Origin of the sequence: Terribacillus aidingensis (assembly GCF_900215625.1) — a bacterium.
Taxonomy (GTDB): Bacteria; Bacillota; Bacilli; order Bacillales; family Amphibacillaceae; genus Terribacillus; species Terribacillus aidingensis.
The window spans coordinates 268124-292018 of sequence record NZ_OBEK01000004.1; the positions used below are offsets into that span (position 1 = coordinate 268124).

Genomic DNA, 23895 nt, shown 5'->3' on the forward strand with positions numbered 1-23895 from the left:
ATAAAGGAGAACATATGGCAAAGGGAAAATCCTTAGAAGAGTTAACGGACCCTGTTTTCTATATATTAATAGCTCTTGTCGAGCCCAGGCACGGGTATGCAATCATGCAATATGTGAAGGAAGAAACACAAGGAACGTTCAAGATAGGACCGGCGACGCTTTATACCATTATCAAGAAGTTATTAGGTGCAGGACTAATTGAAGCAGAACCGGAAAGCGACCCTAGGCGGAAAACGTATGCCGCGACAGCTGCCGGTATAACCAAGCTGGAAGAAGAAGTAGAGAGGCGAAAGCGAATGGTCGACTTAGGTATGTGTGTACTGCAGGCGAAAGGGAGGAAAAAATAATGAGGCAGAAAAAGTATGTGTCCTCTGGCGGACTAGCTTTCAGTGAGAAACAAGATATGCGCAAGCTTTCCAAGCAGGCAGCGAAGGGCTGGCATTTACAAGATTTTTCCTTTATGGGTTACCGGCTCGTTCGAGGAGAGCCCAAGCAAGTACAATACATGATTGACTATCGTACGCTGGACGCAGCGGAAGAGCAAGAGTATATAGGAATGTTTGATGAATCGGGATGGACACTCGTTTGCAATTCTTATGGGATGTATATTTTTGAAGCTTCGATAGATACTGCGCCAATTTATACCGATGCAGATACGAAACAGGATAAATTGAAGCGCGCTAGCTCTTTTATACCAAAGTCAGCATTGATATGGACGATGCTTACTGTCATCGCATATTTGATTATGGATCCTGCTGATAGCTGGATAGCGACAATCATATGCACGATACTTCTCATACTTGCGATCTGTAGTGTTGCTATGACACTTGCTTTCTATTATCGCACCATTAAGCTGATTCGGAAGGGTGACGATTAATGTTGAGAAGACCACTCTTCGGATCTATTTTGGCAGTTTGCCTGCTGGCAGGGGCATGCTTCCTGCTTCCCAATCTGCAGGCGGATATTTACTTAATGATTCAGCTCGGCATTGCGGCTTTTTGGGCAATCGCACTGCATGAATTGGGTCATGTTATAGGCGGTAAGCTGATGGGCATGGATTTTGGATATTTTGTTGTTGGTCCGTTTCATATTGGAAAAGGACGAAAAGGAATAAGGGTGCGGGAAAACCGTAGTTGGGGTTTGGTTGGCGGTGTAGCTTTAATGCTGCCTGCTCCAAGCAGGACGGAAGAGAGACACAGAAAAGACTTAGCAATGATGACGATTAGCGGACCGGTAATGAGTTTGTCGCTCAGCTTACTTACACTGGCAATCTGGCAGCTTACGGAAATTGATTTCTTCAGGACTTGCAGTTTATTTCATGGCGTTATTCTTCTGGCTACCATTCTGCCGCTGCCAAACGGTGCGTTTCAAACTGATGGGGCTGCCTTTTATCATATACTTAGAAAAACGAAAATAGGAATATGCAAGATTCAATCTGCTAAGTTGATGGGCGAAATGTATGGTTCAAAGCGTCCCGCGCAATGGTCGGCTTCCATGTATAAGGAGTGCCGAAAGAAAATGGAGAATACAGCTGAACTGAAAGATATTTTTGTGGAAGTAATGTTTGTGTTCTATATCGAAGCTGATAAGGAAGGGATAAAGCCAGCAATTGAACGATTGTTTAAGCAATTTGAGATCAAGCCCAATAAACAGCTGTCTGTTTATTATGGACCATTTTTAGAATGGCGAATGCTGGCTGATGCGCTGAGCGCTTCTGTAAATGAGGAGAAGCTTCAGCAGTATGCTGCGGGTGTATCAAGCCTGAGTGAGGGGACGTACAGCCGGATGCAAGCGATGCTGGCATGTTCAAAGCATAAGGAAGCACTGGCGTATACAAAAGAAGCTTTTAAAGCGTATGAAACAGTAAGAGGATTCGGCGTTTTAGAGCGAGAATGGACTCGAATGCTTGCTAACAGGATTCGAAAATCAGCTGAACAAGCTGTTTCATAACAAAAAAGCTTCCCCATGGGGAAGCTTTTTTGTTATGGCATAGTAGATTGGAACGTGTAGCTGCCGGCATCTGCCGTGAAAGTAATTTCTCCGTTTTCATGTTTTTTAAAGTTAATACCGACTGCTTTATGAATCGGTTTGTTATTTATACGTACTGATTTTGTATCCTTAGCAGGAATTGTGATCGTCGCTGTTGTATTCGCTGGAATGACAGCATCATAGCGGAAAGATTGTTCATTCACTTTCCAGCTGCTTTCTATGCGGCCATACATGGAATCCACATGTCCTTTCGCCCAAGTCATGACTTGATCAGGATCTGGTGTTGGTTCGAGATAGAAGTGCTTGAATCCTGGATGCTCTGGATCGCGTTTGATACCTAAAGACTCTTTGTACATCCATGCTCCAACTGCTCCAAACGAATAGTGGTTAAAGGAATTCATACTATTGTTGCCGCCGAAGCCGTTTTCCTCTGTATAAGAGTTTAGCCGCTCCCATATTGTAGTCGCACCATTTTCAACCGAGTATAGCCAGGAAGGATAGGAGGTCTGCTGCAGCAGACGATAAGCAGTATCATCATGACCATGATCTGAAAGTGCTTGGCTGATTGCCGCCGTTCCAATAAAACCTGTCATAAGTGAATACGCTGGACGTTTCTTGCCATCATCATCGGTATTTGTTCGTTCTACAGCAGCAACTAGATGATCAGCTGCAGCCGAGGCGTTGCTTTCGTTTAGTACGTTTAAAGCGAGTGGTACCGCATAGGAAGCCTGGCTGTCTGAAACAGAGCCGTCTGATTTCAACGTTTTCTTTGTTCCTGGATCGATGAACTTGTCGTTAAAGTAATTTTTACGCTCCTCATAGCGGTCCCAAAACTGAGCAGCATCATCGTCATGGCCAAGAATCTCTGCGGTTTTGGCCATAATCTCTAAATCATATACATGGTAAGCAGACCATAAGAATACGTTCTCTGTCTTACTGTTTTCCGGGCTTAACCAGTCTCCTAAGGGCCCTTCATTAATCAACCCTGTGGATGGGTTTACTTTTGTATCAAGATAGTCGACATATTGTTTCATTGAATTGTAATGTTCTTGTAGAACCGTTTCATCGCCGTATTGCTGATACGCATGCCAAGGTACGGTCAATCCTGCGCTTCCCCATAGGATACCGCCAAAGCCTGGGCCGATTGGGGTAACGTCGGAATAGCGGCCATTATCACGCTGAAGGTCACGATTGGCAAGATTATGCCTGCGCAGGAACTGATTGACGTTATCCATGTAAGTGGCTGTTTCCGAGAATACAGAAATATCACCATTCCAGCCCATTCGCTCGTTACGTGCTGGTGTATCGGTTGGAATAGAGAGGAAGTTTCCTCGCATGCTCCATGTGATATTCTCCCAAAGTTTATTTACTGTGGGATTAGAAGTTTCATAGCTCGAATCCAGATCATGAATAGAACTAATGACCAGCCCTTTTACATCTTTAAGCGCCGGCGCTTTTTCCACTCCTGTAATCTCAATATAGCGATAGCCATGGAAGGTAAATCGCGGCTGGATTGTCTGCTTGCCATTCTTGGTTATATACGTATCTTGCACCAAGGCAGCTCGTAAATTCTCTTGCATAAGCATCCCGCTGTTCTCGCCAGACGCTTCATTATCTGGATAAAGCATTTCCGCGTAACGAAGCGTGATTTTTTTACCAGCTTTTTGTTTTTTCAGTTTGACTTGTGGTACGCCAACCATATTTTGGCCCATATCATAAACATACACACCAGGGCGGACTTCTTCCATGCTTTTAGCTGTTAACGTTTCAACAATCTTGGCATTGTCTCCGACTTGTCCGGTAATCTGCATATCACTGTAATCGAGGTTAGCAGCAGTTGTTGTGTCATCTACTGGCACTTCAACGGCATTCTTCCAACCTTTTGTCTTAAATCCAGCTTTACTCCAGTTTTTTATCTCTTTATTCGCATCATACACTTCCCCTTGGAAAAAGCTGCCGTACACAAGTGGTCCTTCTGTTGTATATTTCCAGTCAGGATTTGTCGTGATGGTGTCTGTCGTACCGTCTTCATATGTGATGACTAGTTTTGCCAGTAAAGAGTTGCGATCGCCGAAGTAATTCCAATTGTCGGTCGTGAAGGTACTGGCTCCGCTCCACCATCCTTCACCGAGCATAGCTCCGAAGGCATTGTTTTTCCCAGCCTTTAATTGATCTGTAACATCATATGTTTGATACATTTGTGTTTTGTTGTACTGTGTCAGTCCTGGATTAAAATAATCATCACCAACACGTTTACCATTTAGATAAAGTTCGTAGATTCCTCTTGCTGTTGCATACAACTTTGCATCTTGAATCTTCTTCTTTTCGGTACGGAATTCAGTTCGCAGCAATGGCGTTGATTTATCGCTGGGATCTGCAACAGAAATAACGCCGTGTTTTCCGCCGGCAACTTGGTAGGTGCCGGATTTAATTGTTACACCATCTGATTCCGCAAATATACTAGAATTACTTTCTGCCTCTATTTTCTCTTCAAAGAGCGTATTGGATGGCTTGCGGTAATTGGTAACTTTTAAATCACGGAAGGTTGCTTGTTGTTTTTCAGCCAAAGAAAATCCAATTTCAGATAACATTGGAAATGCGATGTAATTGCCTCCAGAGCCGACAGGGTTTATATTAAAACCATTTTCAGGCGTAATGCGATTCTCGCCATCCAGGAAGATATGGAAGATGCCTGAGTTCCCCCAAAGCGATATGTCATGTGCTGCGTACTTGTTCGTATGGTCAATCAAATCTCTCGGAATGACCAATTCAGTTAGCGGTTTGTCAGGGTTATCATTCGGTTCATAACCAGCGCGATAAATTGCCAGCTTGGCATTCCCTTTATTTTTCTTTACTTCGCTAATATCCAGCTCGAATTCTACATAACTTTTGTTCTTCTCATTTTCGAGATTGTAAATATTTTTGTTCTTATCCATTAAACGAGGGTCATTGGCGCCGAGGATAAAGCTGGCTTTAGTAGTTTTGGACTTCTTTTCAAGCTGCAGCTTGTAGTGTACTTTGTATACACTAAGATAGTGAGCTTGAAGCACCAAATCCTCGGTTTTGGTGCCAATCCATTTTGCACCGTCCCAAGCAGAGATATCTGTATTCATCAACCCAGTTTCGAACCAGCTTGAAGCAGTTGATTTCTTACCAGATTCATTCCACACAGATACATTCCACTCATAGCGAGTAGCAGGTTCGAGTTTATCTCCACTATAGACAATAGCAACAGACTCATCAGAATACTGTTTCTTTGTGTTCCAAATCGTTTTGCCGTCTGGTTTTTTCACAACTAACTGATAAGCTTTTTGCTGTGCTCCCTTATAGTCCGCTTCCATTTGCCAGCTGAAAGTTGGGTTTGGGTTATCCAAACCTAAGGGCGTTTCACTGAAATCTGTCAGCAAATTGGTCACTTTTGATTTCGGCTGCTTCGCATCTGCTTGATGATAAGCAGAAGGGAGAAGCAAGGAAAATACAAGCAGCAGAGTGGTAATCCACGCCGTACGACGATAAAGATTCCTTCTCATACACGTTTTCCTCCTTTTCGTTATGGTAATAAAACGGGAAGGTACATCCTTTCTGTGCATGTATATAGACAGCAACTGCTGTATGCACTAATGGAAAGCGCTTACATTAAATCGATTTTATCTTAATTTAAATTAAAAATAGAGGGGACATATCTTAGTTTTGGGGGAGAAATAGTGGATGTTATACTATCGGTAAAAATTGGAAAGAATCTAGGCGGCAATGCTCCGCGCCTTTTGTCTCTTGAACCGATTTTCTTTAATTTATACAATGTAATTATTCACTTATATAAAGTAAAAGAAATGAGGAGGGGTCATATGGAGACCAAGCATGTTGAACTTGAGGCCACAGATTTACACAAACAGCATCTTATAAATTGGAGAAGACACTTACATGCGAATCCGGAGCTCTCCTTCCAGGAGGAGCAAACTTCTCAATTTGTTTACGATACGCTAGCTAGTTTCGGCAGCTTGGAGTTAAGCCGGCCGACAAAAACAAGTGTAATGGCAAAATTGAAAGGTGCAAAGCCAGGAAAGGTAATTGCATTCCGAGCTGATATGGATGCTTTGCCTATCCAAGAAGAAACAGATCTGCCCTTTGCTTCAACAGTTGAGGGCGTTATGCACGCATGCGGTCATGATGCGCATACAGCCATCCTGCTGACAGCGGCAGAAATTCTGAGTGCCAAGCAAGCAGAGATAAATGGGGAAATTCGATTTCTATTCCAGCACGCAGAAGAACTGCTTCCTGGCGGTGCGAAAGAAATGGTAGAAGCAGGGGTTACCGATGGAGTCGATATGGTATATGGTCTGCATGTTGCATCACAGCTGCCTAGCGGGAAAGTGGGCGTTATTTACGGCCCAGCTACGTCCAATTCTGATCAGTTTCATGTGACAGTAAAAGGAAAGGGAGGGCATTCCTCGCAACCTGACAAAACTGTCGATCCAATTGTCATCGGTGCACAAATTATAAGCAACATGCAGTCGGTTGTTTCTCGCATGACAAGTCCGAATGAAGAATTGGTCGTCTCTATCACTACATTACACGCCGGAGAGGCAGTAAATGTTATTCCAAATGAAGTGCAGATTGGAGCTTCCATGCGTTCCTTGAAACAGGATGTACGGAATAACGCGATTCAAGCAATTGAGCGGATGGTTAAAGGAATAACCGAGGCAAATGGCGCCAGCTATGATTTTAAAGTTATCTATGGATATGATTCTGTTTACAATGAAGAGGCAGCAACAGCGGTGGCAGAACGTGCTATTCAGCGACGGCTTGGTGAAGATGCAGTACTTCGAGGCAGTGCGATTATGGGCGGCGAAGACTTTTCTGCATTCACCAACACTGTTGCAGGCTGCTTTGTATTTGTCGGCGCCAAAGAAGCAGATAACCCAACTCCAGCACCCCATCATCATCCGCATTTCCGGATAGATGAGGCAGGCATGGAAGATGGGGTTAATATATTCTTAGGTATTGCTGAGGAACTTGTATTTTAGAGTGAAACTCGAGTTACACTGATTTAATTACAATTCCGAACAGTAACGCAGACGGCATGAAGAAGCGAACACTTTAGATTAGGCAGCGGGGGAAATTTCCCCGCTGCTTTTTTAGTACAAATAGTTGACGAGCAAGCTTAAGTCGAATAGGCTTAAGTTGTATTTTATGTAAGCGTTTTATTAGAAGGAGGGGTTGGATGAGATCTAGTATCTCAGCTGTATGGAATGATTTATGGAACGCTCATGATAAAACGAAGCAGTTACTTCGCTTTGCTGTACCTACCTCAGGTAATGCGGAGCGTGAGCAGGCTTCGGAGCAGTCTGGAACTGCTGAAAAAGCACCTCGATCGTATAAACGTCCTCAATTGATTGGCTTACTGTTAGGGCCGCTGTTTTTCTTCGCTGTTATTTTCTTTTATTACCCAGAAGGATTAAGTTATGAAGGCCGTATGGTATTGGCGACTACATTATGGGTAGCCACTTGGTGGATTACCGAGGCAATACCAATTCCAGCAACATCCTTGCTGCCGCTCATTTTACTGCCTCTTACGCAAGGGTTGGATGGAGAAACAGCAGCTTCCAGTTATGGAGATCCGATTGTATTTTTGTTTCTTGGCGGATTCTTAATTGCGATGGCTATGGAAAAGTGGGATTTGCATAAGCGGATAGCGCTGAATATTATCAGTGTAGTCGGAACGAGTACGTCGCGAATTGTGTTAGGATTCATGATTGCAACAGCTTTCTTATCCATGTGGGTATCTAACACAGCAGCAGTTATGATGATGCTGCCAATCGGAACTGCTATTATTTATCAAGCGACTCAAGCAGTTAAGGCAAGTAAGCCGGGCATGGGAGAAGACGGCAAGAAATTCGAAAAAACACTCGTATTTGCCATAGGTTATGCGGGAACAATCGGCGGACTTGGTACACTAATCGGAACACCGCCGAATATCATTCTGGCGGCGATGGCGAACAGTCTGTTTAGTGTCGAAATTTCCTTCGGCGGCTGGATGCTCGTTGCGGTTCCGATAGTAGTTATCCTTTTGTTTTCTGCTTGGATATATCTGACGAAAGTAGTCTTTCGAATTAATATGAAGGCACTGCCAGGAGGGAAGGATTTAATCCTCAAGGAAAAAAGAAAATTAGGCAAAATGTCCTTCGAGGAAAAAGCAGTACTCATAATCTTTAGTTTTGCAGCTTTCATGTGGGTAAGTCGTACATTCTTATGGCAAGCTGATGCTGTGTGGGAGATTATCGCGATACCAGGATTAAGCGATACAATGATCGCGGTACTGGCAGGTGTGCTGCTTTTTCTTATACCGAGTTTAAGTAAGAAAGGGGAAAGGTTGCTGACTTGGGAAGTGTCAAAGGATTTGCCATGGGGCGTACTGCTTCTGTTCGGAGGCGGCTTGGCGATTGCGGCCGGGTTTACGAGCTCAGGTTTATCACAATGGATTGGGGATCAGCTTGCAGTTCTAGAAGGATTTAATATCATTCTTATTATTATCATCTCGGCAACGTTGGTGCTGTTCCTAACTGAAATCACCTCCAATACAGCGACGGCTACGATGATCCTTCCGGTTATGGCTTCCTTGGCATTAGCGCTGAACATTCATCCTTATGCGATTATGGTGCCAGCGGCAATGGCAGCTAATTGTGCATTCATGCTGCCGGTTGGAACGCCTCCTAACGCTATTATCTTTGCCACAGGGAAAATTACCATTGCTGATATGGTCAAAACAGGCGTTGCCTTGAATATCTTTACTCTCCTTCTCCTTATCCTTGGTGTCTTCACACTGGTTGGTCCGATATGGGGACTGGATTTGAGTGTATATCCTGAATCGTGGAAGTAGAACACTAGGAGCCTGCTCGCTGCAGGCTTCTATCTGCTTGAATGGAGAATTTTATGAGTCACTTTCTAGTGATTGGCGGGACGGGCATGCTGGCGGATGCTGTGCTGGATTGGAATCGAAAAGGCCATACGGTAACCGTAGTGGCCAGGACGAAAGAAAAGCTAAAGCGTTTAGTATGTCGTGCGGCTTCCCCTCAAAACCTTCACATAGTTCAATCGGACTATCTTCAATTGGAGCATTTTACAAATCAGCTAGCGCAGCTTTCTGCACCGGATGTGATTGTCAGCTGGATTCACCGCAGCGGCAACGATGCAGTTCAATGGCTCTGTAACCATTATAAGAAACCAAACAATAGAATAGCATTTTTTCATATAAAAGGGAGCAATGCGCATAATCCAAAGCAAAACTTCATTCCGCAATATTCGTATTCTATCAGCTATCATGAAGTAATTCTCGGATTTCAGCTGGATGACGGAGCTCCCAGGTGGCTTACGAACACCGAAATAGCCGCCGGTGTACTGCATTTAGCAGAACAGAAGCTGCCGAGGTATATTGTCGGTACAGTTGAACCATGGAGTATGCGCCCACAATCATGAAAGTAGATTACATGGAAAAAAGTTAAATTTTTTCCTTTTTACAGTTCACATAAAGTGTATTACTCCGATAATAAACATGTGCAACTAGTAAAATAGTTCTAGTTTTGCTCAATGATTGAGCGGAGGGTTACCCATGAAGGAAGCGAAAGATCAAGGTTGGGCGTTAGTGGCCAAGCTGATGAAGGAAGAGGAGAATCTCGTCGCGGAAAGCGGGCAGTCAGATTACAGCGAACTCAATGGCAGATTCTTATCTTTGCTGAATATTGCTGTATTTCTTACAAATGAAGATGAGCGGGCGCTTCGTCAGCAATTTGAAGCTGCTCTTCTATCCGGTATTTCTGTTCATGAGATCATGGAGACAATCCAGCATTGTGCACTATTAAATGGGTTTCCACCTTCGCTAAAAGCTATGTCACTGCTTAAAGAAGTAGTAGACGACCAATGAAAATGCGTGCAGACTAAGTCTGCACGCATTTTGTTATTTAAAGATATTGAACCAGCCTTTTCGTTTGAAGCGCCACAGCATAACAAGTGCAATGACACCCATCAGGAACATTGCTGCTGGATAACCATATTCCCAGCGCAGTTCTGGCATATCCACAAAGTTCATGCCGTACACACCTGCTATGAAGGTAAGTGGAATAAAGATCGTGGATACAATCGTCAATGTCATCATAATCGAATTCATCCGATTGGAATTGATTGACTCGTAGCTGTCCCGCATATCAGAAGTGAGCTCGCGGTTGGAATCAACGATTTCAGTTAGTTTTAATAAATGATCATAAATATCATTAAAGTAGGCTTTCTGCTTCTGCACAAAATCAAATGTCTGAATGCCTAGTAAACGGTAAATCAGATCCCGCATCGGTGCAATCGTACGTCTTGCCCGCAGCAAATCACTGCGTATATCAAATACTTCATTAATAACTGTTTGCGGTGATTTGTGGCTCTCCTCGTCTTCAATTTCACTCAATCGATCCTCCATTTTGTATAAAGGAGGAAAATAGTCATCTACCAATTTATCAATCAGGTGATAAACAATTTTGGAAGGGCTATGTTCAGCGGCTCCATCCTCTGCCACACGCTTCCAGACATGATCTGCCGCCATTGATTCCGTCAAATGGAAGGTAACGATATAACGGTCAGAATGAAATATATCCAATTCATCTGAAACGAAGGTGTCATGATTCAGTTCATGAAGGACAAGGAACTGATACCCATCGTATTCATCTAGCTTTGGCCGCTGCAAAAAATGAAAACAATCCTCAATCGCCAGCGGGTGAAAATGAAAGACTTCGCTAAGCTTCTCTGATTCAGCCTCTGTCGGCATACTGAAATCCACCCAATACCAGACAATATCCGGGCTGTTCAATTCCTGGTACGGCAGGTCGGTACGTATTTTTTTGTCACGTGTTACCGCTATGCTGCGTATCATGGTACAACCTCCTGCAATATGTAGCCACATTATATCGTATGCAACTGCAGAGAGAAAACGATTCGCAGCTGCAAGATTAACAAAACGTCATACGGGGTATAAAATGAATAGACAGCCAAGCATTATAACTGTTGTTAAGTCAGCAATAGCCTTTTTGTCTGAATATTTTAAAATTTATTATGCGAAAGTATTGCGCTTTTGGAGTGAATCTTTTATAGTATTCTTCAACCTACAACAATCACCATTGCTTAGCCAGCCGGTTAAGCTGAAGGAGGACAATGATATGTCTGATAATCAAAGTTTTGTAACTGTTGGTGACTGGGTAACTGGACATTCGATAAATGATGAATTATTTACTGGTTTCGTAGAAGCAGTAAATGCAAAATTAAACACCGTAAAAGTATATGTAACAGAAAGTGACCATAAAAATACGATCGGAAAAACGATCGAGACATTCCAAAGTAAAATCAAATACTTCCCGCCAGTGGAGGAACAGAGCCGTGCGCACCTGTTGAACTTGATTGACCTTTCCCTGATGTCCGGTGATAAGAATTGGTTCTTACACTTGACGGAGGATTTGAAAGTGCTGGATGAGTTGGAAGCAGCGTCTGATTCACAATATATCCCGCACTAAGAAGATCGAGCAGAAATTGCTCGGTCTTTTATTTTTTTTATAGCAGTGTTGGTAAAGGAGTTTCTTTCGGTTGTGGAGAAATAGTGCATAACACTTTCGCTGTTTCAAGAGGAGGCAATACGAATGAAAAAACTGATTATCAACGCAGATGATTTTGGGTATTCGCGTGCAGTCAATTATGGAATTATCGATTGCCTGCAATATGGCGTTTTAACATCGGCTACGATGATGCCGAATATGCCAGGTGCTGAGCATGCTGCTGTTCTAGCAAAAGCGCATAAGGAGTTAGGTGTAGGTATTCATTTAGTGCTTACATGCGGTAAGCCGCTGCTGACAACGCATAACACGATTGTTGACGGTAATGGTCTGTTTCGGAATTTAGCCTTTTATCAAGGCGCGTATACAATTGATGCTGATGAAGTAGAGGCAGAATGGGAAGCGCAAATCGAACGTTTTCTATCTTTCGGTTTAACCCCGACGCATTTGGATAGCCATCATCATATTAATACGTATAAGATAATTGACGATGTGTTCTTGCGGCTGGCCCAGAAATATGACTTGCCAGTTCGACATAATATGCAGCTTCCTGAGAGACAGACATCGACTGACAAATTTGAGCAGTCACTCGAAAAAGCTTTGGCAAATGAAGAAGCGCTGCTTGCGATTTTCGGAGATGCCGAGACCTTGGAAGTCATGTCCCATCCTGGTTATTTGGATAAAGCGATCTACACGGGGTCCTCTTATAACTATGCGCGGCTAGATGAAGTGGAACTGCTCACATCTAAGAGAGTCATCGATTGGCTTACACATAGTCAGGAAGCAGAACTCGTATCGTTTGCCCATGTGAGTCAGCGTTCGCGCACTTGAATCCCAAATAGATCCTCTATCTTTTCATTCATAAACTGATAAGATGCTTCAATTCCGGCATTATAAAAGATAGGCGCTAGTTCTTCCAGGATGAAGTCGAGCAGCAGACCTGCGGCCAGGTCGCCTAGCTGCTCGTCTTTCTCTTGTTCGAAATAAGTCTTTAGTGATTGCAGCATATCGTTTCGCTGTACGTCGTTTAGTTGAATTGGCTGTTGCATAGCATGTCCCTCCATAGAGCTGTTTTCGTTTTATTATAGCAAAAAGTTCTGCTAGACTTTAGAAAAGGGAAAAGGTGGGAGTACAAATGGCGGAATTGTCGTATGAAATTGTTAAGGAATTAGGCGTGCTTTCAGTGTCTCCTAAGGGTTGGCAGAAGGAACTTAACATGATCAGCTGGAATGGACGGGAGCCGAAATATGACATTCGGGATTGGGCGCCGAATCATGAGAAGATGGGTAAAGGCGTGACGTTATCAGCCGAAGAAGCGGATGAACTGCGTAAGCTGCTTTTGGAGCAAAAGTAACATGCTTCCAGAGGCATTAGTACAGCTGGCAAAAGAAAGAATGGCGCCTTATCCGTGCGAAGGTTTTCTGCCAGGCAGAGGACCGAAACATCCTGTACTGTTTTTTGTCGGAGAAGCACCAGGCGAGACGGAGATACATACGCACATACCATTTAGCGGCAGAGCCGGTAAAGAGCTGGATCTATTTCTTGAGCGGGCCGGTGTTAATCGGGATGAAATATTTATATCCAGCTCGGTCCGAAGCAGACCATACCAGTACAAAACGAAGCAGATTCGCGGGGAAACGATTACGAAGAAATACAACCGCACGCCAACAAAGGCTGAAGTTTTAGCTCATGCCCCTGTATTAGATTATGAAATTGACCAATCCGAACCAGAAATGCTGATAACGCTAGGCAGAATTGGCTGGGAGCGAATAACTGGCTCTAAGGAGAAAATCACACAGGTTGCTGGAAAAGTCATTGAACAACCGATTCAGCAGTTAAAAAGTTTGGAGGATAATGCTTTTATCTTTTCTGAGAAAGTTTATCGTATCTTCCCGACTTATCACCCAGCGTCCGTATTTTATAATCCGGGACTGCGGCCGGTAATTGAAGAGCATGCCTATACAATACGTAAACTCTTAAATCGATAGGAGCGAGAGAACATGGTTAAAGGAAAAGTGATTGGTTTTGAACTAAATAGCCAGGATCCGGAAAAGGCAGCCAGCTTCTATTCTAATGTATTTGGCTGGCAGGTCGCGGAACCGAATTGGGGTTATCATGATGTGAAAACAGACGGAGCCATTAATGGGGGAATTAGTAAAGGACCGTATGATTTTCCGCATGGAACACGTATACAGATTCAAGTGGAGGATCTGGATCAGGCCATCGAGGATGCTAAGGCAGAAGGAGCCGTTGTTGTTCGTGAAAAAATGGAATTTGACGGTTTCTATCTGGCTTATTTAGCTGACCCAGTAGGCATAGGTATTGGATTGGTAGAATACAAAGAAACAGGCGTATCAGCTGACTGATACGCCTGTTGTTTATTTGGCTGCTTTTTGCAGTTTCGTAATCATTTGCAAGGCACGGCCTGTACCAATTGCAACAGATTCTAAAGGGTTAGGTGCCAGGTGAACTGGGACGGAAATCTCAGAAGCCAGCCATTGCTGCATACCTTTTAGCAGTGCGCCGCCGCCTGTTAAGATAACACCATGGTCTACGATGTCGCCGCTCAACTCTGGCGGGCAGTCTTCTAGGGTCATGCGGATTGTTTCAAGAATCTGTTCTAACGATTCTTTTAGTGCAACCTGCACTTCCTTGGAGGAGATTTGAATTGTCTTAGGTAAACCGGTCACCATATCACGACCGCGAACATCCATTGTCAACTCATCATGCTCGATTAAAGCAAAGCCAATTTCCATTTTAATCTGCTCTGCAGTTCTTTCACCGATTAGAATGTTGTACTGCTTGCGTATATACTGCACAATTTCCTCGTCCATTGAATCTCCGCCGATACGGACAGAACGACAGGAAACAACGCCGCCGAATGAAATAATGCCAACTTCGCTTGTACCGCCGCCAATATCAACAATCACATTTGCAACGGGCTCATCAACTGGCAGATCAGCGCCAATTGCTGCTGCAATTGGTTCTTCAATCAAGTGAACATTTTTTGCGCCATACGATTTGACTGCATTATGGATAGCACGTCTTTCGACAGAAGTACTGCCAGACGGTGTACAGACAACAATTGTTGGTTTGCGAAGGGAAGACCCCATCACTTTGCTTACTTTTTTAAGTATTTCTTTCAGTAATTGAGCGGTAACATCATAATCAGCGATAACACCATCTTTTAGTGGGCGGATTGGAACAATATTTTGCGGTGTCTTTCCGACCATTTCCTTCGCTTCTGCACCTACAGCAACGACATTCTTCGTTTCTAAATCAATAGCCACAACAGATGGCTCATTCAATACAATTCCTTTTTGTTTCGTATAAACAAGTATATTTGCAGTACCAAGGTCTATTCCGATTTCGGGGTTAGCGAACATTGTATTTCCTCCAATAATGACATATTTCTACTATATTCATTCTCTTAAGACTGAAGCTTTATGGGGGTGTGTCGATAAACAAGCTTAAAAGCTGCTAAGATTCAACATATTTCATTCTATCACCTGGTATAAAAGCATTAAAGAGATACCTTTATCCTAATTTGGCAGATAAAACTAATAGATTTAGGAGAAAAGGATTATAAGCAAGGAATACAGGAAAGTCAATTTACAGGTAGATTACAAATAATGAGGGATTGTTACAGAAACTAGGAATGAAAAAGTATGTCAATCACTATTTTCATCCAAAAACTAGCATACAAGATTGATTTTGCTAGTTTCTTTATCTGTTAAACGGGTAGTATTCCGCATAAAGTCTGACTTTTTATGCTTTAGACCAGAAGAACGGCACAGTTGGTAATTCTAGGCTGCAATATTACACAAAAACCCATGCTATGATGTTGCTGCAACCAGAAAACACATCCCCGAAAGGAGCAACATACATGTTTAAGAAAGTACTCGTAACAACATTATCTACAGCTATCCTAGCCGGAGGTGCTTTGGCAGGAACAGCAGATGCTGCTTCAGCTCAACAAGTAAAAACAGAGGCACAAGTGCATGTCGTAAAAGGATCTTTCTCTTCTATTGAGGATTTAAATACCTTGGTGAATAACTATCTATCACCTTATAAAATTCAAGTTAATCTTAATAGCTTGCTAGCAGGTTACGGTATACAGCAGCCAATTCAGCAAGAACAAGCACAAACTCCAGCACCAGAAACAACCGAGCAGAAAGAAGTACAAGCTCCAGCGCAGGAAGCACCTAAGCAGGAAGAAGCACAAGCTCCAGCGCAGGAAGCACCTAAGCAGGAAGAAGCACAAACTCCAGCGCAGGAAGCACCTAAGCAGGAAGAAGCACAAACTCCAGCACAACAAGCACCAGAGGCAGAAGAAGTAAAAGCCCCAGCAGCGCCTAAGCAAGAAGAGGAAGCAGCTGCACCACAAAAAGAAGAGCAAGCAACAGAAGAACAAGCACAGGCTCCAGCTCAAAATCAGCAACCTGCAGCTGGTAAACAGCAAACAGAAGAAAAGCAAGCAACAGAAGGTCTAAGTGCTTTCGAACAGCAAGTAGTAGATTTAACAAACCAAGAGCGTGCAAAAGCTGGTCTTAGTCCTTTGAAAGCAGATGTTGAACTAAGCAAAGTAGCGCGTGCAAAATCACAAGATATGGCTGACAATGGTTACTTTGACCACAACAGCCCAACTTACGGTTCTCCTTTCGACATGATGAAATCATTCGGTATCTCTTATAAAACTGCGGGTGAAAACATCGCCCAAGGTCAAAAGACACCAGAAGAAGTAGTACAAGCATGGATGAACAGCCAAGGTCACCGCGAAAACATTATGAACCCTGATTACACAAATATCGGAGTCGGATATGTCGAAAACGGTAACTACTGGACACAGCAATTTATTGGCAAATAATTCTGATTACTATATAATGAAAAGCAGCCGTAGTTATTGCGGCTGCTTTTCTTGTATGTAGGAGGGAAAATAATGGATCTGATATCCTTGCTCGCAGAAGAAAAAATCAAGCAGGCAGAGGCCAATGGCGAATTTCGCAACCTTTCTGGTGCAGGTAAACCTTTGGAACTTGAGGACTTGTCTGGGGTGCCGGAGGATATGCGGATGAGCTATAAAATCTTGAAAAACGCAGGATATATCCCGCCAGAGATACAGCTGCAAAAAGAAATTATAAGTATGCGGGATCTGCTTCGCACCTGCACCGATGACAGGGAACGAGCAGCTTATCGGAAAAGCATCAGCGAGAAGGAAATCCAGTACGAGGCACTGCTTGAAAAGCTTCGTAAGCAAGCACCGGCCGCTTTCAGGCAATACCAAGAACAAGTAGAACATAAACTAACCTAAATATATTTACTTTCTTATCACGAGAGGTGGAGGGACTGGCCCATTGAAGCCTCGGCAGCAGGCAGTAATGTACTGTGCCAATTCCAGCAGACGAAATGTCTGGCAGATAAGAGGAGCGATTTACCTTGGATAAGGAGCCTCTTCTGCTAAGCGGAAGAGGCTTTTTTACATAGAAAAGAGGAGCTGAACAAAATGCGTAAACAAATCATCCTGCAAGCTTTTGATATGACAGCCGCCATGCATAATGCGCATGGTCTATGGAAACACCCGGAAAGCAGAAGGCACCGCGAGTATAAATCGCTCGACTATTGGATGGAGTTAGCACGACTTTTAGAAAAAGGGAAATTTGATGCGGTGTTTTTCGCCGATGTTCTGGGGGTTTATGATGTGTATGGGGGAGATGAGGCCGCAGCCTTGCGCGACGGTGTGCAAGTACCGCTCAATGATCCAGCCTTTGTCATCCCGGCAATGGCTGCCGTAACGAATCACTTGTCTTTCGCTGTAACGGTAAGTACTTCCTATGAACAGCCGTTCCATAACGCTCGTAAGTTTTCGACACTCGATCATTTGACCAATGGACGTGTCGCATGGAATATTGTTACCTCTTATTTACCGAACGCAGCCCAAAATTTTGGACTGGAAAAAATGGTCAAGCACGATGAACGTTATCAGATAGCTGATGAATTTTTAGAGGTTTCTTATAAGCTTCTCGAAGATAGCTGGGAAGAGGATGCCGTCATTGCAGACCCGAATAGCGGTGTGCTAGTTGATGCTTCTAAAGTCCATCGCATTAAGCATAAAGGCACTTACTTTTCCGTGGAAGGACCGCATGTGAGCGAACCTTCTCCGCAGCGGACGCCAGTGCTTTACCAAGCTGGCACCTCTGAGAAGGGCAGGGAATTTGCTGCAAGACATGCGGAATGTGTTTTTGTAGGGGGACCGACTCCGGAAAAAATCAATTATTATATAGAAGATATTAAAGCGCGTGCAGAAGCGTATGGCAGAAGGAAGGACGAAATCAAAGCCTTCACTTTCCTGCAGGTCGTTGTAGCTGAAACGGAAGAAGAAGCTTACAGCAAGTATGAGGACATTAAGAAGTACTGGAGTGCCGATGCAGCTAAAGCGCAATATGGCGGTTCAACGGGGTATGACCTGGCTGCTTATGAGAATGAAGAAGAGTTATTCACATACAAGCATACTGAACAAGGACAATCTCGTGCTGCTTATCTAACAAAAGACGCTGCTAGGCCATTTACCGTCAAAGAAATTCATGAGAAATTCAGTAAGCCTGCGGAGATGGACATTTTCGTCGGCAGTCCGGAACAAGTAGCGGATCAATTAGAAGATTTCTTTGTTCGCAGCGGAGTAGATGGATTCAACCTAACACATTATATTACACCAAAAGACTTGCAAGACTTTGTCGAGTTAGTTGTCCCAATTCTCCAGGAGCGCGGGTTATATAAAAAAGAGTACAAAGAAGGTACTTTTCGAGAGAAACTATATAACCGTCCGTATCTCCGGTCTGGACATCCGGCGAAACAAAGGAAGAGGAGCTGATTGTCAGCCCCTCTTTTTTTATTCCATATAAGTCAATTTGCCGCTGCCGTCTTGGCAAGAGATGGTGGCCAGCGCACCATTGATCATTGTCAGCTGGGGCGGCATATGGCCAATATCGGCATCATAAATAATAGGGAGTCCAATTTCGTCTGCAAATTCATGAATCATCTGTTCAATCGCATAATCTTCCGTAGAAGTGCTTCTGGCTGGTCGTCCGAATACAGCTCCGCTTGCACCATCAAACCAGCCCAGTTCTCGTAAATGCCAAAGATTTCGATAAACTTCAGCTGCCCGCCAGTCGCTCCATTCCAAATAAACAATGGTGTTCTCTTTAAAACCATTGCGCCATTTTTCAATTGGCGCATATTTCGTCCCGGCAATGACGGTTAATGTATTCAGACATCCGCCAATCAGCCGGCCGGTAAAGGACACGGAATTACCAGTTGTGGATTTCCAATGTGTGCTGCTGTCCAAGTCAAAGCCTGACGCGTCATCCTGTTCAAAAAGAGCATCCCAGGAAGACTGATACATAGAAGATGAATGCTGGACAAGATTTTTACGAGACGGAGCAGAAAGCATGTTATGCCACTGCTTTGTTGTTTCATCCAGCTTGTCCATATGTAAGTCAAAAAAGTTAGTTGCATGGGCGCTGGCAATATTTGTTTGGAGTGTATAGCTGCAAAGCAACGTGCTTGTATCAGAATAGCCAATGAGCCAAGTAGGCTTGCTGTTAGCTAGCTTCTCCCAATCAAGCTTTGGTAATACTTGTACAAGCAATTCTCCGCCCCAAGGCGGCATAACAGCATCGATGGAGGAATCTGTCATAAAGCGCATTAGTTCATTTGCACGGATTTCAGCTGTGCAGCTTCGTGCGGCTTTTTGTGTCCAGACAGTTTCTCCGATAATGACATGATCACAAAGTTGCTCCAGCTGCTTTTTGGCTTTATATACGCGTGCATGAAGTGAGGTGGGTACACCGCTAGATGGAGCGGTAACGGCAAAAGTAGAAGTGGCTGTTAAAGCTGCCGGATACCTTATTGTCATCACTATCATTCCTTTCTTTTCCATATTATAGCATGGCAGGTAGGCTGTTTGAACACAGCTTTCGCAGGGAATGGGATAGCAGGCATACGGATTTATCTGTTTTGATAAAATGAAGGGTTTGCGTGCATCATAAATGTGTTGTTTATTGTTTACACATGCATTGTATCCACGACACTAAGTGGGCAGCGGTGAAATCAATAAAACAACAGATACAATGGAGGGAGCCGGTTTGATGAAAAGTAAATTTACGTTAGGTTTAACGATAGGTGCTACAGTCGGCGGCTTGATTTCGTTATATGATGCGCAAACGAGGCGCCATGTACGTGGCAGCATGATGCGTGCCGGATCAGAGACGATGTTCTACCTTCGCAACCCCGGTGTATTTGTGGATGATGTGAAAACTTCGTATGCAAAAGTTGCGACCAGCTTGTCCACAACAGCAGATAAAGGGTTAAGAGGCGTAGAAGAAGTACAGCATGCTTTGCAGAAGGTAAGTAAGCTGGATGACCAGCTGGAACTGCCTGCAGGAAATCAAACAAAGAAGCTGGCAGGTGCAGGATCAGCTAGATAAAGACAAAGCGTGTGTCTACCTGAGAGAGAAGAAGGAGGAGAAGACATGGGGAGTTTTCTTAAACAGCTCGGGCAGCGGGTCGGCAACGATGAAGTAACCGGTCTGTCTGCCCAGCTGGCTTATTTTTTACTGCTATCACTATTTCCGTTTATTATCTTCCTTGTGTCCCTGATTGCATTTTTACCAGTCAGTCAGGAAGATATTATGAACACTGTATCTTCATTTGCGCCAGACTCAACGATGCGGTTGCTGGAGCAGAATATTTCAAGTATCGTCAGTGATCATAATGGCGGTTTATTATCCATTGGTATCTTGGCAACACTGTGGTCAGCTTCTAACGGAGTTAATGCAATTATTCGGGCATTAAACAAGGCGTATAATGTAGATGAGGAGCGCTCATTCATTGTTGCCAGAGCTGTTGCTGTCGTTTTAACGATTGCGATGGTATTGGTTATTGCAGTAGCATTTCTGCTGCCGATTTTCGGAAAATCAATTGGTCTTTATATTTTTTCCATTTTTGGGTTAGATGAAGGGTTTCTTACTGTATGGGAAGCTTTACGCTGGGTAATCTCATTAATTATATTCTTCATCGTGCTGCTTGCACTTTATGTGCTGGCACCAAGTAAGAAGATATCTATCAAGGAATCCATGGCAGGTGCAGGCTTTGCTGCCGTCTTCTGGATGATTGCATCCTTGTTATTCTCGTTTTATGTAAATAATTTCGGAAACTATTCAGCCACCTACGGATCACTTGGTGCTGTCATCGTTCTGATGATTTGGTTCTACTTAACGGGCATTATTATTATTACCGGCGGCGAAATTAACGCTATGCTGAATGAAAGGAAAAAAGGAAAGAAGGCCTCCTGACAGGAAGCCTTCTTTTTTATCGCAACAAGCGTAATCCGTTTAATATAACAAGAATTGTACTGCCTTCATGCCCTACCACGCCAAGCGGTAAGCCGAGAGCCTGACTTACGTTCGCTATAATGAGCAGCATAATCACAGCTACAGAAAATACAACATTTTGCTTAATCACTCGGCGCATTCTTCGGGATAATTTTATAGCATCCGTAAGCTTACCTAAGTCATTCTTAATCAATACCATATCCGCCGTTTCCAGTGCAGCATCTGTTCCATTCCCCATGGCAATTCCGATTTGAGCAGTAGCGAGTGCAGGAGCATCATTAATACCATCTCCTACCATGGCAATTGTCCCGTAACTGCTTTCCAATTCTTTCATAGCGGCAGCTTTTTCCTCCGGCATGCAATTGGCTCGGTATGTCGTAATACCAGCTTCTTTCGCGATAGCGTGCGCAGTTTGTTCATTATCACCTGTCAGCATGAGGGTTGCTATCCCTTGCTTGGTTAAAGTGCGGATGGCAGCTTCTGCTTCTGGGCGAATTGTATCTTGCAGGGCGAAAACGGCGACTACTTCTTCTTCATTCTCCATATATACAAGAGATTTCCCCGAGTCAGCAAGTTTTCTCGACCTCTCCGCTACATGTTCTTCAATTGCGTTATGCATAAAAGAAGCATTGCCAATTCGCCATGTCTGTCCCTTCCAAACGCCGTCCATACCTTTTCCGGCGATATCTTTTACTTGCACAGCAGGTTCAGCTGCGTGTGTTTTTGCATACGCCGCAATCGCTTTTGCGAGGGGATGCGTAGATTGTGATTCAATAGCATAAGCAATCTCTAGTATGACGGAAGAGTCAGCATTGTTCTTCCTAACAAAGTCTGTCACAGAAGGCCTGCCTACTGTCAGACTGCCGGTTTTATCAAATGCTACAGCTTTCACTTTTCCAAGCGTTTCAAGATGTGTGCCGCCTTTTACTAAGATGCCGTTTCTGGCTCCTTTTGAAATGGCCGATAAAGTAGCAGGCATGACAGAAGCTACCAATGCGCAAGGAGAGGCAACCACGAGTAAAATCATGGCGCGGTAAAACGACTCGGTAAATGTCCAAGTCGAAATAATCGGCGGAACGAGGAAAAGCAGCAAAACGAGAAGTAAGACTGTTTTGACATAAGGTCCCTCAAATCGTTCAATAAAATGTTGAGCGGGTGATTTTTGGGACTGCGCAGTTTCCACCATAGAAATAATTTGTTGAAACAGTGTTTCTTTGGCGGGCTTGGTTACACATATTTCTAATACAGCACTTGAATTGACAGTACCCGCAAATACTTCATCGCCTTCTGTCTTTGTTACCGGGATACTTTCTCCGGTAATGGCACTTTCATCGATACATGTAATTCCTTTCGTAATGATACCGTCGGCAGGAATGCGTTCTCCAGACAGCACGACTACACGGTCATCTACTTGGAGCTGATCAACCGGGACAACTTCATTGCCAGCATCAGTTAATCTAGTTGCCTCATTCGGCTGAAGAGAAAGAAGTGCATGCAATTCGGCACTGCTTTTGTTCTCGGTGTATGTCTCTAATGCGCCAGAAAGGGCAAATATAAAGATAAGCAGTGCGCCTTCGAGCCAATGCCCGATAACAGCCGCTCCGATTGCTGCTAAAATCATCAGCATCTCTACATTTAATTTTCGATCAATAATTGTTTCGGTAATACCTTCTTTGGCCTTGAAGAATCCGCCAATAAGGTAAGCGAAGCAATAAAGTATAAATTCGGCATATGTTTCGTGCAGATAGAAATAAGTAAGTAATATAAGAAGACCGCTAAATAAAGCTGCGTTTAACTCGATGTGTTTTTTCATTTTAATCATCCTCCATGTTTCTATGTAGAAGTTATTTATAATAATTATTACATAATACTAACTACATCATATGTAAGCATTTGATTAAAATCAATATAAAAAAGAAATTATTTCAATTAAAATGAAACAGGTAATGGAAAAAAATGAAACAGTTAAGAATAATGTTGAAATAGTGGTAATTACCTGTTATCTTTTAGGTTATATAAAAATAGAACAAGAGGAGAGTGTATTGCCTTTATGAAGAAGAGATTAGCTATTATAGGATCTTTATTTACGATTATGCTTCTTTTAGCTGCTTGCGGGGACAATTCAGATGGCGGCTCTGAAAGCGCTGACAGCAATGCAGTATGGGAAAGAATTCAAGATGCGGGTAAGCTAGTAGTCGGAACATCCGGAACATTGTATCCTGCTTCGTATTATCCAGAAGGCTCGGATGAGCTTACAGGTTATGATGTAGAAGTCATCAAAGAAATCGCTAAGCGACTGGACTTAGAAGTGGAATTCAAAACGTCTGATTTCAGTAATGCGATGGCGTCCGTTCAAAATGGAAGGGTCGATATCGCTGCGAACGATATTGAAATTACTGAAGAACGGCAAGAACAGTTTTCTTTTACGGAACCATATAAGTATTCCTTTACTTCTATGATTGTCCGAAAGGATGATTTGTCCGGTATTCATAGCCTGGAGGATCTCAAAGGAAAACGTGCCGGCGGAGAAGCAGCAACGAATCACAGTAAAATAGCAGAGCAGTTAGGAGCAGAGGTTGTTGCATACAATAATGCAGCAAACGATGTATATCTGCGTGATGTAGACAATGGCCGTACTGATTTAATTATCAATGATTATTATCTGCAGTCATTAGCACTTCAAGCATTTTCTGATTTCAACATTACAATTCATCCCGATTTCAAGTTTGATCAAATTACGCAGGGAGCGCTGCTGCCAAAAGATGCAACAGAACTAAAAAAACAAATGGACAATGCATTAAATGAGATGCGCGAAGACGGAACATTAACGAAACTGTCTGAGAAGTTCTTTGGCGGAGCAGATGTATCCAAGGAGCCAGAAGAAAATTTGCCAACAGTGAAGGAATTGCTTGAAGAACAAAAATAAGGATTTAGAAAAG

Annotated in this window: 24 protein-coding genes and 1 riboswitch; of the genes, 18 read left to right on the forward strand and 6 right to left on the reverse strand. The window is 43.4% G+C overall.

The annotated features are described in order from the left end of the window. The first annotated feature begins 14 nt into the window (after positions 1-14). From CRO17_RS13905 to CRO17_RS13915, 3 genes are read left to right on the forward strand one after another with little or no spacing between them, the layout of a single operon-like run. Positions 15-347, forward strand: a complete 333-nt coding sequence (locus tag CRO17_RS13905) for a PadR family transcriptional regulator (protein WP_097043089.1) — start codon at positions 15-17, stop codon at positions 345-347. Beyond that, complete coding sequence (locus tag CRO17_RS13910) at positions 347-877, forward strand: DUF2812 domain-containing protein (RefSeq protein WP_097043090.1); 531 nt, start codon at positions 347-349, stop codon at positions 875-877. Before CRO17_RS13905 ends, CRO17_RS13910 begins: the two co-directional genes overlap by 1 nt. Then, the gene (locus tag CRO17_RS13915; protein WP_097043091.1) at positions 877-1950 is read left to right on the forward strand and encodes a site-2 protease family protein; all 1074 of its coding nucleotides are present in this window, start codon (positions 877-879) and stop codon (positions 1948-1950) included. The genes CRO17_RS13910 and CRO17_RS13915 overlap by 1 nt, the downstream gene beginning before the upstream one ends. A gap of 32 nt (positions 1951-1982) precedes the next feature. On the opposite strand, the gene CRO17_RS13920 is transcribed toward CRO17_RS13915, so the two are convergent. Continuing rightward, on the reverse strand, positions 1983-5519 hold the full coding sequence (locus CRO17_RS13920; RefSeq protein ID WP_097043092.1) for an alpha-L-rhamnosidase: 3537 nt from the start codon (positions 5517-5519) through the stop codon (positions 1983-1985). A 315-nt stretch (positions 5520-5834) separates the two neighbouring features. Between CRO17_RS13920 and CRO17_RS13925 the strand changes: the two genes are divergently transcribed. The 4 genes from CRO17_RS13925 (at position 5835) to CRO17_RS13940 (ending at position 9907) form a co-directional block, all read left to right on the forward strand. Beyond that, complete coding sequence (locus CRO17_RS13925) at positions 5835-7013, forward strand: M20 metallopeptidase family protein (RefSeq protein WP_097043093.1); 1179 nt, start codon at positions 5835-5837, stop codon at positions 7011-7013. 197 nt (positions 7014-7210) lie between these two features. Beyond that, positions 7211-8866, forward strand: coding sequence for an SLC13 family permease (locus CRO17_RS13930; RefSeq protein WP_097043094.1), 1656 nt, complete (start codon positions 7211-7213; stop codon positions 8864-8866). Between the two features lie 53 nt (positions 8867-8919). Further along, positions 8920-9462, forward strand: coding sequence for a Rossmann-fold NAD(P)-binding domain-containing protein (locus CRO17_RS13935; protein ID WP_097043095.1), 543 nt, complete (start codon positions 8920-8922; stop codon positions 9460-9462). A gap of 133 nt (positions 9463-9595) precedes the next feature. Beyond that, positions 9596-9907 carry a carboxymuconolactone decarboxylase family protein gene (locus CRO17_RS13940; RefSeq protein WP_097043096.1) on the forward strand — a complete coding sequence of 104 codons (312 nt, stop codon included), beginning with the start codon at positions 9596-9598 and terminating at the stop codon, positions 9905-9907. A 33-nt stretch (positions 9908-9940) separates the two neighbouring features. On the opposite strand, the gene corA is transcribed toward CRO17_RS13940, so the two are convergent. After that, positions 9941-10897: a magnesium/cobalt transporter CorA gene (gene corA / locus CRO17_RS13945; protein ID WP_097043097.1), complete on the reverse strand. Its 957-nt coding sequence runs from the start codon at positions 10895-10897 to the stop codon at positions 9941-9943. A gap of 283 nt (positions 10898-11180) precedes the next feature. Here corA and CRO17_RS17630 point away from each other — a divergent pair, with 283 nt between their 5' ends. Both CRO17_RS17630 and chbG read left to right on the forward strand, forming a co-directional pair. Further along, the gene (locus tag CRO17_RS17630) at positions 11181-11531 is read left to right on the forward strand and encodes an IDEAL domain-containing protein (protein ID WP_179637088.1); all 351 of its coding nucleotides are present in this window, start codon (positions 11181-11183) and stop codon (positions 11529-11531) included. Positions 11532-11654: 123 nt separating this feature from the next. Further along, positions 11655-12398 carry a chitin disaccharide deacetylase gene (gene chbG, locus CRO17_RS13955; RefSeq protein ID WP_097043099.1) on the forward strand — a complete coding sequence of 248 codons (744 nt, stop codon included), beginning with the start codon at positions 11655-11657 and terminating at the stop codon, positions 12396-12398. On the opposite strand, the gene CRO17_RS13960 is transcribed toward chbG, so the two are convergent. Continuing rightward, positions 12380-12616, reverse strand: coding sequence for a DUF2164 family protein (locus CRO17_RS13960; RefSeq protein WP_218668034.1), 237 nt, complete (start codon positions 12614-12616; stop codon positions 12380-12382). The genes chbG and CRO17_RS13960 overlap by 19 nt on opposite strands. 86 nt (positions 12617-12702) lie before the next feature. On the opposite strand from CRO17_RS13960, the gene CRO17_RS13965 reads away from it, so the two are divergent. Genes CRO17_RS13965 through CRO17_RS13975 form a run of 3 tightly spaced genes read left to right on the forward strand, consistent with a single transcriptional unit; the run spans position 12703 to position 13933 of the window. Further along, the gene (locus CRO17_RS13965) at positions 12703-12921 is read left to right on the forward strand and encodes a YdbC family protein (protein WP_097043100.1); all 219 of its coding nucleotides are present in this window, start codon (positions 12703-12705) and stop codon (positions 12919-12921) included. Between the two features lies 1 nt (position 12922). Further along, positions 12923-13555: a uracil-DNA glycosylase gene (locus tag CRO17_RS13970; protein WP_097043101.1), complete on the forward strand. Its 633-nt coding sequence runs from the start codon at positions 12923-12925 to the stop codon at positions 13553-13555. Positions 13556-13567: 12 nt separating this feature from the next. Next, positions 13568-13933, forward strand: coding sequence for a VOC family protein (locus tag CRO17_RS13975; protein WP_097043102.1), 366 nt, complete (start codon positions 13568-13570; stop codon positions 13931-13933). A 12-nt stretch (positions 13934-13945) separates the two neighbouring features. On the opposite strand, the gene mreBH is transcribed toward CRO17_RS13975, so the two are convergent. Further along, positions 13946-14953, reverse strand: coding sequence for a rod-share determining protein MreBH (mreBH, locus tag CRO17_RS13980; RefSeq protein WP_097043103.1), 1008 nt, complete (start codon positions 14951-14953; stop codon positions 13946-13948). Between the two features lie 500 nt (positions 14954-15453). Between mreBH and CRO17_RS13985 the strand changes: the two genes are divergently transcribed. The 3 genes from CRO17_RS13985 (at position 15454) to CRO17_RS13995 (ending at position 18435) form a co-directional block, all read left to right on the forward strand. Then, positions 15454-16434 carry a CAP domain-containing protein gene (locus CRO17_RS13985; protein ID WP_097043104.1) on the forward strand — a complete coding sequence of 327 codons (981 nt, stop codon included), beginning with the start codon at positions 15454-15456 and terminating at the stop codon, positions 16432-16434. Between the two features lie 72 nt (positions 16435-16506). Continuing rightward, positions 16507-16878: a DnaJ family domain-containing protein gene (locus tag CRO17_RS13990; RefSeq protein ID WP_097043105.1), complete on the forward strand. Its 372-nt coding sequence runs from the start codon at positions 16507-16509 to the stop codon at positions 16876-16878. A gap of 11 nt (positions 16879-16889) precedes the next feature. Beyond that, positions 16890-16991, forward strand: a riboswitch (SAM riboswitch). A gap of 79 nt (positions 16992-17070) precedes the next feature. Then, a complete protein-coding gene (locus CRO17_RS13995; protein ID WP_097043106.1) occupies positions 17071-18435 on the forward strand; it encodes an LLM class flavin-dependent oxidoreductase in 1365 nt (454 codons plus the stop codon). Between the two features lie 18 nt (positions 18436-18453). Here the strand turns inward: CRO17_RS13995 and CRO17_RS14000 are convergent, their stop codons facing one another. Beyond that, positions 18454-19479, reverse strand: coding sequence for a S66 family peptidase (locus CRO17_RS14000; protein ID WP_179637090.1), 1026 nt, complete (start codon positions 19477-19479; stop codon positions 18454-18456). A gap of 232 nt (positions 19480-19711) precedes the next feature. On the opposite strand from CRO17_RS14000, the gene CRO17_RS14005 reads away from it, so the two are divergent. Beyond that, complete coding sequence (locus tag CRO17_RS14005; protein ID WP_097043108.1) at positions 19712-20050, forward strand: hypothetical protein; 339 nt, start codon at positions 19712-19714, stop codon at positions 20048-20050. 45 nt (positions 20051-20095) lie between these two features. Continuing rightward, the gene (locus CRO17_RS14010) at positions 20096-20917 is read left to right on the forward strand and encodes a YihY/virulence factor BrkB family protein (RefSeq protein WP_097043109.1); all 822 of its coding nucleotides are present in this window, start codon (positions 20096-20098) and stop codon (positions 20915-20917) included. A gap of 16 nt (positions 20918-20933) precedes the next feature. Here the strand turns inward: CRO17_RS14010 and CRO17_RS14015 are convergent, their stop codons facing one another. Continuing rightward, positions 20934-22769 (reverse strand): heavy metal translocating P-type ATPase, encoded by a 1836-nt coding sequence (locus CRO17_RS14015; protein ID WP_245864801.1) that lies wholly within the window; start codon positions 22767-22769, stop codon positions 20934-20936. A gap of 237 nt (positions 22770-23006) precedes the next feature. Between CRO17_RS14015 and CRO17_RS14020 the strand changes: the two genes are divergently transcribed. Beyond that, complete coding sequence (locus tag CRO17_RS14020) at positions 23007-23882, forward strand: transporter substrate-binding domain-containing protein (RefSeq protein ID WP_097043111.1); 876 nt, start codon at positions 23007-23009, stop codon at positions 23880-23882. Positions 23883-23895 lie beyond the last annotated feature (13 nt).

Coding starts and splice junctions, on each gene's coding strand:
- CRO17_RS17630 (WP_179637088.1), top strand. CDS start 11,181: ATGTCTGATAATCAAAGTTTTGTAACTGTTGGTGACTGGGTAACTGGA.
- CRO17_RS13915 (WP_097043091.1), top strand. CDS start 877: ATGTTGAGAAGACCACTCTTCGGATCTATTTTGGCAGTTTGCCTGCTG.
- CRO17_RS14015 (WP_245864801.1), bottom strand. CDS start 22,769: ATGAAAAAACACATCGAGTTAAACGCAGCTTTATTTAGCGGTCTTCTT.
- chbG (WP_097043099.1), top strand. CDS start 11,655: ATGAAAAAACTGATTATCAACGCAGATGATTTTGGGTATTCGCGTGCA.
- CRO17_RS13960 (WP_218668034.1), bottom strand. CDS start 12,616: ATGCAACAGCCAATTCAACTAAACGACGTACAGCGAAACGATATGCTG.
- CRO17_RS13940 (WP_097043096.1), top strand. CDS start 9,596: ATGAAGGAAGCGAAAGATCAAGGTTGGGCGTTAGTGGCCAAGCTGATG.
- CRO17_RS13935 (WP_097043095.1), top strand. CDS start 8,920: ATGAGTCACTTTCTAGTGATTGGCGGGACGGGCATGCTGGCGGATGCT.
- CRO17_RS14005 (WP_097043108.1), top strand. CDS start 19,712: ATGAAAAGTAAATTTACGTTAGGTTTAACGATAGGTGCTACAGTCGGC.
- CRO17_RS13990 (WP_097043105.1), top strand. CDS start 16,507: ATGGATCTGATATCCTTGCTCGCAGAAGAAAAAATCAAGCAGGCAGAG.
- mreBH (WP_097043103.1), bottom strand. CDS start 14,953: ATGTTCGCTAACCCCGAAATCGGAATAGACCTTGGTACTGCAAATATA.
- CRO17_RS13930 (WP_097043094.1), top strand. CDS start 7,211: ATGAGATCTAGTATCTCAGCTGTATGGAATGATTTATGGAACGCTCAT.
- CRO17_RS13995 (WP_097043106.1), top strand. CDS start 17,071: ATGCGTAAACAAATCATCCTGCAAGCTTTTGATATGACAGCCGCCATG.
- CRO17_RS14010 (WP_097043109.1), top strand. CDS start 20,096: ATGGGGAGTTTTCTTAAACAGCTCGGGCAGCGGGTCGGCAACGATGAA.
- CRO17_RS13910 (WP_097043090.1), top strand. CDS start 347: ATGAGGCAGAAAAAGTATGTGTCCTCTGGCGGACTAGCTTTCAGTGAG.
- CRO17_RS13965 (WP_097043100.1), top strand. CDS start 12,703: ATGGCGGAATTGTCGTATGAAATTGTTAAGGAATTAGGCGTGCTTTCA.
- CRO17_RS14000 (WP_179637090.1), bottom strand. CDS start 19,479: ATGACAATAAGGTATCCGGCAGCTTTAACAGCCACTTCTACTTTTGCC.
- CRO17_RS13925 (WP_097043093.1), top strand. CDS start 5,835: ATGGAGACCAAGCATGTTGAACTTGAGGCCACAGATTTACACAAACAG.
- CRO17_RS13905 (WP_097043089.1), top strand. CDS start 15: ATGGCAAAGGGAAAATCCTTAGAAGAGTTAACGGACCCTGTTTTCTAT.
- CRO17_RS13920 (WP_097043092.1), bottom strand. CDS start 5,519: ATGAGAAGGAATCTTTATCGTCGTACGGCGTGGATTACCACTCTGCTG.
- corA (WP_097043097.1), bottom strand. CDS start 10,897: ATGATACGCAGCATAGCGGTAACACGTGACAAAAAAATACGTACCGAC.
- CRO17_RS13970 (WP_097043101.1), top strand. CDS start 12,923: ATGCTTCCAGAGGCATTAGTACAGCTGGCAAAAGAAAGAATGGCGCCT.
- CRO17_RS14020 (WP_097043111.1), top strand. CDS start 23,007: ATGAAGAAGAGATTAGCTATTATAGGATCTTTATTTACGATTATGCTT.
- CRO17_RS13985 (WP_097043104.1), top strand. CDS start 15,454: ATGTTTAAGAAAGTACTCGTAACAACATTATCTACAGCTATCCTAGCC.
- CRO17_RS13975 (WP_097043102.1), top strand. CDS start 13,568: ATGGTTAAAGGAAAAGTGATTGGTTTTGAACTAAATAGCCAGGATCCG.